At 60.6% G+C, this 11595-nt stretch carries 10 protein-coding genes; all 10 read right to left on the bottom strand.

Going from position 1 to position 11595, the window contains the following annotated elements; all coding sequences use genetic code 11:
• A partial coding sequence (locus D7V93_RS26320) for a class I SAM-dependent RNA methyltransferase (protein WP_147451335.1) occupies positions 1 to 972 on the bottom strand: 972 nt, incomplete at its 3' end.
• Between the two features lie 36 nt (positions 973 to 1008).
• Positions 1009 to 1401 (bottom strand): PilZ domain-containing protein, encoded by a 393-nt coding sequence (locus tag D7V93_RS26315; RefSeq protein ID WP_120646016.1) that lies wholly within the window; start codon positions 1399 to 1401, stop codon positions 1009 to 1011.
• 73 nt (positions 1402 to 1474) lie between these two features.
• Positions 1475 to 2131 (bottom strand): CoA transferase subunit B, encoded by a 657-nt coding sequence (locus D7V93_RS26310; RefSeq protein ID WP_120646015.1) that lies wholly within the window; start codon positions 2129 to 2131, stop codon positions 1475 to 1477.
• 3 nt (positions 2132 to 2134) lie between these two features.
• Positions 2135 to 2836, bottom strand: a complete 702-nt coding sequence (locus D7V93_RS26305) for a CoA transferase subunit A (RefSeq protein WP_120646014.1) — start codon at positions 2834 to 2836, stop codon at positions 2135 to 2137.
• A gap of 10 nt (positions 2837 to 2846) precedes the next feature.
• Positions 2847 to 4028: a thiolase family protein gene (locus D7V93_RS26300; RefSeq protein ID WP_120646013.1), complete on the bottom strand. Its 1182-nt coding sequence runs from the start codon at positions 4026 to 4028 to the stop codon at positions 2847 to 2849.
• 191 nt (positions 4029 to 4219) lie between these two features.
• Positions 4220 to 5200 (bottom strand): hypothetical protein, encoded by a 981-nt coding sequence (locus D7V93_RS44530; RefSeq protein WP_147451334.1) that lies wholly within the window; start codon positions 5198 to 5200, stop codon positions 4220 to 4222.
• Entirely contained in the window at positions 5184 to 7076 is a 1893-nt protein-coding gene (locus D7V93_RS44525) for an ORC-CDC6 family AAA ATPase (protein ID WP_147451333.1), read from the bottom strand. The genes D7V93_RS44530 and D7V93_RS44525 overlap by 17 nt, the downstream gene beginning before the upstream one ends.
• Before the next feature lie 59 nt (positions 7077 to 7135).
• Positions 7136 to 8059: a phosphoribosyltransferase-like protein gene (locus D7V93_RS44520; protein WP_147451332.1), complete on the bottom strand. Its 924-nt coding sequence runs from the start codon at positions 8057 to 8059 to the stop codon at positions 7136 to 7138.
• Positions 8060 to 8119: 60 nt separating this feature from the next.
• Complete coding sequence (locus D7V93_RS47715) at positions 8120 to 9283, bottom strand: methyltransferase (protein ID WP_372338348.1); 1164 nt, start codon at positions 9281 to 9283, stop codon at positions 8120 to 8122.
• Positions 9284 to 9588: 305 nt separating this feature from the next.
• Positions 9589 to 11295, bottom strand: coding sequence for a 30S ribosomal protein S1 (locus tag D7V93_RS26285; protein WP_120609105.1), 1707 nt, complete (start codon positions 11293 to 11295; stop codon positions 9589 to 9591).
• Between the last annotated feature and the right edge of the window lie 300 nt (positions 11296 to 11595).

Raw genomic sequence — 11595 nt, 5'->3', positions numbered from 1 at the left:
GCGCTGGGCCAGCTCCACGCCCACCGGCGAGGACTCCACCCCCAGCACCGACGCGGCCGTGCCCGCCAGCGGGAAGGTGAAGTTGCCGTTGCCCGAGTACAGCTCCAGCACCGAGTCCGTCTCCCGCGCCCCCAGCTCCTGGATGGCGGAGGAGACGAGCCCCACGTTGGCCTCCGCGTGCGCCTGGGCGAACGCATCCGGCCGCAGGTACACCGGCACCTCCGGCCGCAGCGGCGACAGCGAGCGCAGCACTGGCTTGCCCAGGAGCCGCGCGGAGCCCTCCTTCGGCACCAGCACCGCGCCCTCCAGCCGCAGGGCGCGCACGGCGGCCTCCGCGGCCTCCAGGTGCCGCGCCGTCACCGACCCGGAGAGGTTCACCGCGAACGCGGCCTTGTCCCCTTCCGCGAGCAGCAGCACCTCCTCCGTGTCCTTCGCCAGCGGCTTGAGCAGCGGGGCCAGCTTCCCCGGCAGCGCCGTCAGCACGGGCGTGAGCGCGGGGCACACGTCCACCGGGACGCGCTCATGCGTGCGCCGGCCGAAGTAGCCGAGCGCCCCCTTGCCCGCCCCATGCAGCACCGCGCGGCGCCGGTAGCCCCAGTCCCGGGGCGCCACCATCAGCGGTCGCACCGTGAAGCCCGTGCGCGGCAGGTGGCCCAGGTGCTCCAGCGTGGAGAGGACGATCTCCTGCTTCGCGGATCGCTGCGCCGACACCCCCAGCTCCAGCCAGTCACAGCCGCCGCAGGCCTCGGAGTAGACGCAGCGCGAGGTGACGCGCTCCGCCCCGTCCGTGAGCACCTGGCGCAATTGCCCGCGCAGCACCCGCCCATGGGACTCCAGCTGGACGCGCACGGTGTCGCCGGGGAAGGCGCCGGGCACGAAGACGGTGCGGCCCTCCCACGAGGCCACGCCCTCGCCGAGCTGGCCCAGCCGTTCAATCGTCAGTTCGATGGGGGTCTCTGGCAGCGTCAGCATGCAGGCGCTCTCAAGGGGACGCCTGGGACGGCCGCCCTACTTCCGGGTCGCGCTGCCACGCTCGTCCGCCGGCAGGGCTTCCCGCAGGCGCTCCACGAACGCTTCGATGCGCGACCGCTTGTCGTCATCAACGTCCACGAACTCCACCGCCATCCCCGGGACCTCGGAGCCAGGCGTGCCCTGCGCGGTGGTGCGGGTCACCTTCCCCACCAGGTCCACGGGGAAGCTCGCGCCCGGCAGCGACACCAGCAGGCGCACCACGGTGCCCACCGGCAGGGGCTGCTGCGTGTTGATGTACAGCCCGCCGCGCGACAGGTTCACCGCCCAGTCCGTCACGAAGCCCGCCACCGTGCGGTAGGCCACGGGCAGCTCATGGTCGATGCGGTGGGCTCTCGGCGCGGGGACGTGCTTTTCCTGGGGGTCGGCCATGATGCGCTCCGCTTCCGAGGGGGCAAGGTGCCTTCCGTCCCTGGGGAACGGAGGGCACCCTAGCCCGGGAGGCTCAGAACTTCATCTCACGAAGGTCGGGCGCGATCTTCAGCTTCGGCTCCGTGAGCTGCTGCACCCGCTCCACCGTCAGCCCGGGCGCCAGCTCCCGGAGGACCAGACCCTCCGGCGTGACGTCCATGAAGGCATGGTCGGTGACGATGTGGTGCACGCACTTGAGGCCCGTCAGCGGCAGCGAGCACTTCTTCAGGATCTTGGGCTGCCCGTCCTTGTTGGCGTGCTCCATGGCCACGTAGATGCGCTTGGCACCCACCGCCAGGTCCATGGCGCCGCCCATGCCCTTGACCATCTTGCCGGGGATCATCCAGTTGGCCAGGTCGCCTTCTTCGCTGACCTCCATGGCGCCCAGCACGGCCAGGTCGATGTGGCCTCCGCGGATCATCCCGAACGAGAGCGCGGAGTCGAAGAAGGCGGAGCCCTTCACCACCGTCACCGTCTCCTTGCCCGCGTTGATGAGATCCGGGTCCTCGCTCCCCTCCTCCGGATACGGCCCGATGCCGAGCAGGCCGTTCTCCGACTGGAGCACCACCTCCACCCCGGGCGGGATGTAGTTGGGCACGAGCGTGGGGATGCCGATGCCCAGGTTGACGTAGAAGCCGTCCCGCAGCTCCTGGGCGATGCGCTGCGCGATCTGTTCACGTGACAGGGGCATGGCTCAGGACGCCTTCTTGCGGACGGTCCGCCGCTCGATCCACTTGTGGAGGTTCTTCGCCTGCACGATGCGGTGCACGAAGATGCTCGGGATGTGCACGAGGTCCGGATCCAGCTCCCCCGGCTGCACGATGTGCTCCGCCTCCACGATGGTGACCTTCGCCGCCATGCACATCATCGGGGAGAAGTTCCGCGCCGTCTTGTGGAACACCAGGTTGCCCCAGGTGTCCGCCTTGTACGCGTGGATGATGGCGAAGTCCGCCTTGAGCGGCGTCTCCAGGACGTGCAGCCGCCCGTCGATGATGCGCGACTCCTTGCCCTCCGCCACCTGGGTGCCCGCGCCCGTCGGCGTGAAGAACCCGCCGATGCCGCAGCCCCCCGCGCGGATGCGCTCCGCGAGCGTGCCCTGCGGATTCAATTCCACCTCCAGCTCACCGGAGAGGAACTGCCGCTCGAACTCCTTGTTCTCCCCCACGTAGCTGGCCACCATCTTCTTGACCTGCTTGTTCTGCAGCAGGACGCCCAGGCCCAGCTCCGTGGTGCCACAGTTGTTGGAGATGATGGTGAGGCCCTTCACGTTCTTCTTGTGAAGGGCTTCGATGAGGTTCTCGGGGTTGCCGCACAGCCCGAACCCACCACTCATGAGGGTGATGTTGTCCGGGATGTCGGCGACCGCCTCATCCGCGCTCGCGTAGACCTTGTTCATCCGTGCGCCCTCAGCGCTCGACCATCAGCGCGATGCCTTCGCCGCCGCCGATGCACAGCGACGCCACGCCCCGCTTCTTGTCCTGGTCCTTCAGCGTGTGCAGCAGCGTGACGAGCACGCGCGCACCGGAGGCGCCAATGGGGTGGCCGAGCACCACCGCGCCGCCGCGCACGTTCACCTTGGAGGGATCCAGCCCGAGGATGCGGTTGTTGGCGACGGACACCACCGCGAACGCCTCGTTGATCTCCCAGAGGTCCACGTCCTTGGCGGTCAGCGACTGCTTCTTGAGCAGCGTGTTGATGGCGTCCGCCGGAGCGATGGTGAACTCCACCGGCTTGCGGGCCGCCTGCGCGTAGCCCTTGATGCGGCCCAGGATGGTGCGGCCTTCGGCCTTCGCCTTCTCCTCGCTCATCAGCACCAGCGCCGCGGCGCCGTCGTTGATGGAGGACGCGTTGGCGGCCGTCACCGTGCCGTCCTTCTTGAACACCGGCTTCAGGGTGGGGATCTTCTCCGGCCGGGCGTTCTTCGGGCCCTCGTCCTCGGAGACCGTGACGAACTCGTCCGGCTTCTTGCCGGGGATCTGCACGGGGACGATCTCCGAAACGAAGTGGCCGTCCTTCTGGGACTGGATGGCGCGGCGCGTGGACTCCAGCGCGAACTCATCCTGCTGCGAGCGGCTGATGTCCTGCGTGGTGGCACAGGCCTCCGCACAGATGCCCATGTGGACGTTGTCATACACGTCCCAGAGGCCATCCAGGATCATCGCGTCCTTGAACTCCACGTTCCCCATGCGGGCGCCACCGCGCATCGTGTGGCTGACGTAGGGCGCGTTGCTCATGGACTCCATGCCGCCCGCGACGATGACGTCCGCGTCGCCCAGGGCGATGGACTGCGCCGCGGCCATCACGGCCTTGAGGCCGGAGCCACAGACCTTGTTCAGCGTGACGGCCGGCACGGTCTCCGGGAGGCCCGCGAAGATGGCCGCCTGACGGGCGGGGGCCTGGCCCACGCCGGCCTGGAGCACGTTGCCCATGATGACCTCCTGCACGGCCTCCGGCTTCACGCCCGCGCGCTCCAGCGCCGCCTTGATGGCGATGGCGCCGAGCTGGGGCGCGGTGAGCTTGGAGAGGGCGCCCTGGAAGGAGCCGATGGGGGTACGGGCCGCGCCCACGATGACGACTTCACGAGCCATGGAACTGCCTCCTGGAAGGGACTTCGCTAACAGCGCCGGACGCCCTTATCACGGGGCGTTTCAGAGGATGCAAGCGACCGAAAGCCTCCACGCCTCAGAAGTGACAGAAGTGGAACCCGTCACTAGCCAAATCTTCTAATGGAGCAATTCAGCCGCGATGAATCAGAGATGGCCAACCTTTACGGTTCGTACTACCCGGCCTTTTGAGGCGTGGACACGCCCACTCTGGGACCAACAAATTGAAGCGCCGAAACGTGATACACGAAAACAGACGCAGCTCCGATGGTTCGCTCTTTTTTTCGAATCGGATGGTCATAGACAAGCTCAACCGTTCGCGTCGTGGTTAGATAAAACAAGACGGCCCCAAGAGCATGTGGCTTCGTACCGATCGGTGCTATCTTGATGGCATCCTTCGGCCAACGCGCAGCAATGTCAGAAAGAGCATACATTGCGCTGAAGGGACAGTTCGCGCGCGCAAACTCCATGTTCCGCCAAGCACGCGTCTCAAGAAGCTTCGCTCTGTTTCCATACAGAGTGTGGAATGGATACTCCGGCCTAAACCCAGGGACACCGACAAGGGGCACCGTCTTGTTTCCTGGAGGCTGAACTTGCTCGAACACGTACTGCAGTCGAGTCCCTTCAAAACCCAGAAGTGGAACAAAAACGACATCGTCCCTAGGGCCGGCGAGAGAGGCGAAACCAGGCAGAGGAGCGATTCCACTAATCCGCTCACTAAGGTCGAAGATATCCCCCTCGGTGGGCGTCAAGCTATATCGATAGTCTGTCGGCTCAACATAGACGACCCTAACTGTCCGACCTCCTGAGAGAGCCGTTCGAAGTAGCGGCGCCCACACATGATGCCCCAAGCCTGTGATATCAAGATAAACAACTGAAGTTGCAAGCGAACCCCAGAAGGCATCAAGCGCCCGAACACTCCTTAGAGATATCGCCGGAGAAGTTTCTTCTCCTAGCTTGACGGCAATTGACGCTGCATCCTGGCTCACAATGGGCACAAACTTCACCCCTTGCGCCCGATGCTCCCAATCCAGGCCATGGGCGCTGCGAGCTTCGCCAGAACTCCCAAAAACATAGGCCGAACCTGCGCTGGGCACAAAATCAGTAAGCCCGCGAAAAGTTTCGGTTAACGCCGGCCGGTTACGCACCTCCAGCATAAAAGCCCTCAAACAATCGGAGTTGCTCCGGAATTGGCGCGTCGGTCATGTCGCGATGCTGCTGCTCAAGCACTCGCCCGATCGCCTGATTCGGATTGGTTACGACATCAAGAACATCTTCCGCAGACAAAGATATCTTCCGCTTGCGGCGGTAGCTAAACTCAAAAAGCGGCGCAAAAATGGGATGCACCATGTAGTCATATGCCTTGGTGTTCGACTCGTCTTGCGGTTTGGTGCCCGTGAAACGCAAAAGCGCCAAATGCATGACGGCACCTCGGAGCAAGTCATCTACTTCCGCAGCCTTCATCATGCCGACGTCGTCAGCATCGTCTCGAACCTCGAACTGATTTGCCTCAGGCGTATGACCTTCCGGCTTCGCGGCCATGACCTGAAATATACGCCCAAGGCCCAAGAGCATTTTGGTGAGCCGTGCTCCGTGAATCGACAGGCCTTCCAGTTCCGTCAAATTCTTTCTGCCAACAGTCGCCGCTGATTCGGTCTGAGTCTTGGGGTCAATCGGACGCGAAAGCGAATTTCCATCGCGTAGGTGTGCAAGCAACGCCGTATCAATTAACTCAAGCAAGTAGCGAATGTTGCCCGCGGCCAAGCGCGCAAAAACACTCCATCCGGCATAGTACTTGCGAATTCCTCGCTTCTTTCGCCGAATCGTAAAAAGCGCTGCGTATTTGTAGTTTTCAAGCCGTTGTGACCATGGCCCGGGGGCATGCATGTAGTCACGAAGAGCCGTGAGTGTAGGTGTTTGCTTGCCAATTGCCCAGAAGTTCAGGAAATGACCGAGCATTGGCGGCAGCGCCTCAAAGGCAGCCAGTTCAGCCGAGGTTGCGCCCTCTTGACGAAGCACATCCATCAGTTCGCCCGTCCTGGAGCTTACTCCAAGAAGGTGAGCCTCGTCGTCTTCAGTGAGTTCAGAAAACAAATCTTCGACAGAGCGAATGACCTTAGGATCGGCGACATGAAGTCTCTCCAATCTAGCGTTGCATACGTCTGCGGCAAATCGAGGAAATCGTCCCTCGAGCTTGTCCACTATGTTTATCAGCACGTAGTCCGACGGACTGATTAGCTGTTCATTGTTATTCAGGGTCGTGCGACGTCGAAACCCAAGTTCGCGAACTCCTATTTTAAATGTGTATGCGCCAGAGGAGTGCTTGATCAGTGTGTTTACGACTTCTTGCTGGTAGTCTTCAAAGTTCTCATACTCATCAACAAGGAAGAAGAACTTGCGATCCCTGAAGTGTGGAAGTCTCGAGATGTGTGAGAACAAGAGATCAATTGGAGCCCCCTGCATCGACAGTCCTGGCGCGCCCTTCTCATCTCCAATGTTGTTGATGGTTGCCTCGAAGCGAAGTCTAGCGTCCGCGACGCCATCCGAAAGGGCGCGCAAAGAGTCCACCAGCCCCAAATTCAAGCTTGCCGCGACAGCGTTACAAGCATCTTGCCCAAGCGTGGGCGCGTCAGGGCAATGCATTTGATGCCATGCCAGAAATTGGAGCGTGCTGTCGCACAATTCAAGATTGATATAATGAGCGAAGTGACGCTGCCAGCCACGTGCATCGAGCTCTGGACCCTTGAATGCACTCATGCGGTTGGTGTTCACGCGGTAGTACATTCCGTAGAATTCCCAGGATTGAACAGAGTCAGCCTTTTGTCCGTTGAGCGCGAACTGACCTACATATGAGAGGCAGCGGAGGATCGTTGTTTTGCCGGTACCTCGCCCTCCCATAAGTACGCATGGGCGCGGCGTCATCAGTTCGGGAAAGTAGGTCGGAGCAGTAAAAAGCTCAAACAGGCTTTCTCCAAGCCATTCGGCTCGGTATCCACCGAACAGATTTCCGAGTTGGGCGTCGAGTTCCTTCACTCCCGTGTCCTTCCTGAGTCCTTTGTTTGTCACATCAGGCTGTTTGGGTTCACTGCCATTCATCTGCGGGGGATTAGTGGAATCCATCCATTTCCCTCCCAGTGAAATAGTGGCAGGGTCGCATCTGGAACTGAGTGTTCAAAAGCAATGGCGAGCCCCAAGTCCTGAAAGCCCTTCCACTTGCCAAGCGGTATTCCGGCTCGGCGACTTGCGTTCTCAATGAAGTCATAGGCCGTTGGCCGAAGGTGATCAGGCCAAAGGTGTGAATTGCTTGAGAGAGCATTGTAATTGTCGGACAACAAATGCGCAGGCTCCAGCACAACTTTGGGGCACTCAAGGTGAATAGACTCCGCTCCCAGTTCAGTGCAAATAAGCGGGCAATAGAAGAACTTTCCTCCACGTGCTTTCTCAAGCTGATCGAAGGAGTGTTCCGTTCCGTCGCTGAGCTGAATCCGTCGATGCCAGCCAGTGGTAAACTGATTACCACTTCCTACAAAGTCGTCGACGAAAACAACGGGAAGAGGACCGGACTGAATTAAGCGCTCAAGAGCTACCTGGGGGCTAACTATTCGAGCTTCTACAATTCCAAGCACTTTGCGAGACGCCCGCGCGAAAACATAACCGCTGTCCGTCGTGCTTGGATTTTCCCCTTCGACATGGACGATCAACACGGAGTCGCAAAAACCCTGCCAGAGACCTTGCGTAGTCACGAACGGCGCGTCACGGCTGTCGAAATATTTACTTAAGCTTCGAAAAGCCCCCAGCAGCAATGCATCGCAAAGCGGAGATGAAAAATATAAAAAAGCATTAAGAAGATTGACAGCATGTTCCTTTTCTTGAGGAGGGAAGTTTTCGAGCCATCCACGTGGATTCAGGGCTCGGTTAAGGGGCCAGAGCTGGACGTCAACAAAAAAATCTGCCTTCGTGAGGACCCGTTCTTCGTTTACTGCTAATGGACTGGCTCTAGCTGACGAGGTTGGCACTGGGCATCACCACTTTTCTCTCAGGGAGAATTCGTCTGGAGGTTCAATTATGGATAAGGCTTACGGGCTAGCCTGAAATACGCGGATGCACGGAATTGGCGTTCCTTCATCTAGGATCTGGAGTTGCTCCACTTGTATTCCTCTCTTTCGGAGAAACCCCTCAAGTGCAGCAGTAGTAAGATAGCGAGCGCCTGTCCCGCCATAGAGCTGAGCCAGTTCTTCCCAGTGCTTGTGGATTATTGAGTATACGGTCGCTGCGTCAGCTCGCTCGCTACATTGCAAACCAAAAACACAGTCCGAAAGAACAAGGGGTTGCTTGCCCTGATAGTTTGCAATCTTTGTTCGGCTTGGAGAACCTACGCGCGGAAGTAGGATAGACGGCCCGATGATCGTTCGAGCTCGGCCAGGTACTGCTGTTACCCGCGCGCGAATGCGGTCGTGGCGCAGTTCTGTGGTATGGACAAACCTACGAGCAACGCCGTCTGTCTTTCCTAGCGTATGTGTCTGCGTAACCCCTCGGACGATCTGGACATTTACGGGCCTCCGCAGGCTAATCGGCAAGACTTTGGAGTCCAGACGCATTGGCTTGCCTGAGCTGGGCAAATCGCTTCGCCCTGAGGCAGGCATGGGAGATTGATTGCTGTCGCGCGAAGAGAGTTTGTTCTTGGAGAATCTCACAAGAACCGTGCGAGGGAAACAGTTGCTGAATGTGTTTCGGCCGTAATGCCCTACAACCTCCATGCACCCGTGACTGGCTAAGTATTGTCGCGACGACTCGTCGCGTTTGCTCGTGAGGAATGATGCTGGCAAAACGGCAATTAGTTGCCCGGTCGGCGCCAAGAACGAAACCGCGTGCAGTAGAAATGCGGCAGCTGTGCCGCAACGGATCTGATTGCTGTCAATGGCGACCACATGTCGTGTCCCCCCGCGGCACGTAAATGGAGGGTTAAGCAGAATAAAATCAATTGCATCTCGAAAGGGGGCAAGGACCCTACTCCTTGCTCGAGACGTAGCAGAGAGAAAGTCGCATTTGCCAATATTCCAGGAAGCACGACTGCGTCGGAGGCGTGCAATCACACGGATATCGAGATCTGTCGCGACAAATTTAGCTGAAGGCCATCTTGACGCGGCGGCATCAAGGAGACTGCCTTCACCTGCGGCAAAGTCTGCAATGATTGGCGAGGCTCGCGTTCGGTAGTTTTTCCCTGAAAGCAGATTCACCATTTTCTCTGCAACGGTGTCAGGTGTGAAGAACTGATCAAGATGTGTGCCTGTTTGAACCATGGGCTTGCTAGACAGGGCAGTGGACAAACCGAATATTTTAACAGCTACGTAAGAGGCATGGTCTAGCGCACGGTTGGCACTCGCGAGACGGGCCTGGATGCAAGATTGCCTCCTGAGTCACCTGCCGAGCACCCTAGACTTTAGCGCAAGCTCGGAATCGGAACGATTAGCCGCTGGGCACTAAGTGAAACGGCCGGGTCCCCTTTCGGGAACCCGGCCGTATTCACGTCACGACGTTGGGCTGATTACTTCTTCAGCTTGGACGCCATCACGTCGCCCAGGCGGGCCTTGGAGCCTTCGGCCTGCTTGCGCAGGTACTCGCGGTAGTCCTCGCCCTCGCCGATGAGGGCCTTGATGGACAGCGCGACCTTCCGGTCCGGGGTGTTGATGTCGATGATCTTCACTTCGACATCCTGGCCTTCCGTCACCACGTCGCGGGGGTTCTCCACGCGCTCTTCCTTCAGCTCGGAGACGTGGACGAGGCCCTCGATGCCCGGCTCGATCTCCACGAACGCGCCGAAGTCGGTGACCTTCGTGACCTTGCCCTTCACGCGGCTGCCCACGGGCAGGCGCTCGGACAGCGTCTCCCAGGGGTCCGGCTGGAGCTGCTTGATGCCCAGGCTGAAGCGCTCGTTCTCGACGTCGATGTTGAGGACGACCGCCTCGACCTCGTCGCCCTTCTTGAACATCTCGCCCGGGTGCTTGATGCGCTGGGTCCAGGAGATGTCGGACACGTGCACCAGGCCGTCCACGCCCTCCTCGACGCCGACGAACACGCCGAAGTCGGTGACGTTGCGGATCTGGCCCTTGATGACGGAGCCGATCGGGTACTTGTCCTCGAGCAGCGTCCAGGGGTTCTGCTCGATCTGCTTCATGCCCAGCGCGATGCGCTTGGCCTTGGGATCGATGTCGAGGACGACGGCCTCAACGACCTGGCCGACCTCCAGGATCTTGGACGGGTGCTTGAGACGCTTGGTCCAGGACATCTCGCTGACGTGGACGAGGCCTTCCACGCCCTGCTCAATCTCGATGAACGCGCCGTAGTCCGTGATGGACACGACCTTGCCGCCCACGCGGGTGCCGACCGGGTACTTCTCGTCGGCGCGGTGCCACGGGTCCTCCTGGATCTGCTTGAGGCCCAGGCTGACGCGCTCCTGCGTCGGGTCGAACTTGAGGACGACCACGCGCACTTCGTCACCGACGTTGAACATCTCGCTGGGGTGACCGATGCGGCCCCAGGACATGTCGGTGATGTGCAGCAGGCCGTCGATGCCGCCGAGGTCGATGAAGGCGCCGTAGTCCGTGAGGTTCTTGACCACGCCCTTGAGGACCGCACCCTCCTTGAGGTTCTTGAGGGTCTCCTTCTTCATCTCCTCGCGCTGCTTCTCGAGCAGGACGCGACGAGACAGCACGATGTTGCCGCGCTTCTTGTTGAACTTGATGACCTTGAACTCGAACTCCTTCGAGATGTACTGATCAAGGTTGCGCACCGGGCGGATGTCCACCTGGCTGCCGGGGAGGAACGCCTTCACGCCGATGTCGACGGAGAGGCCGCCCTTCACGCGTCCGACGATGGTGCCCTTGACGATCTCGTCGCGCTCGCAGGCGGCGGAGATTTCGTCCCAGATGCGCATCTTGTCGGCCTTCTCCTTGGAGAGGACGACCATGCCGGTGTCGTTCTCGCGGCTCTCCAGGAGGACCTCGACGGGGTCGCCGGCCTTGACCGTGACCTCACCGCGGGGATTGGTGAACTCGGAGATCGGGACCTGACCTTCGGACTTGTAGCCGATGTCGACGATCGCGAAATCCTTCGTCACCTGCACGACCGTGCCCTTGACGATTTCGCCTTCCTTCAGGATTCCGTCGCCACCACGCTCCTTGAGCGAGGCCTCGAACATCGCCGCGAAGTCTTCGTCACCGCCGTCGATCTGCTGGTTCACGTTCTGCTGCATGAAGTGGAAGTCCTTGGAAACGGTACAACTGCCCCCTGTTTGAGAGGTGTTCGCAGCCGCCTGCGGGGAGCAACCGGAAGCTGCGGGTGTCCCTCCAATAGGGACCTGAGGCTTTGATGAGGCCGCGCACCCTAGACACCGGATATTCCGGGAGTCAAGCCGTGCCCCGCCTCATGTGCTGATCCGTGGAAGGTATGGACCGGATCTGTCAACCCGGGACCGCGAGCCTGCCTGGACGCCCTCCTACCACCGAACACATTTCCCGGCAGCTGGAGGGGCTCTACTTTTATGAACGCCCGC

It is taken from the genome of Corallococcus llansteffanensis, from assembly GCF_003612055.1.
Lineage (GTDB): Bacteria > Myxococcota > Myxococcia > Myxococcales > Myxococcaceae > Corallococcus > Corallococcus llansteffanensis.
This window is presented reverse-complemented; position numbering and strand designations above follow the sequence as displayed.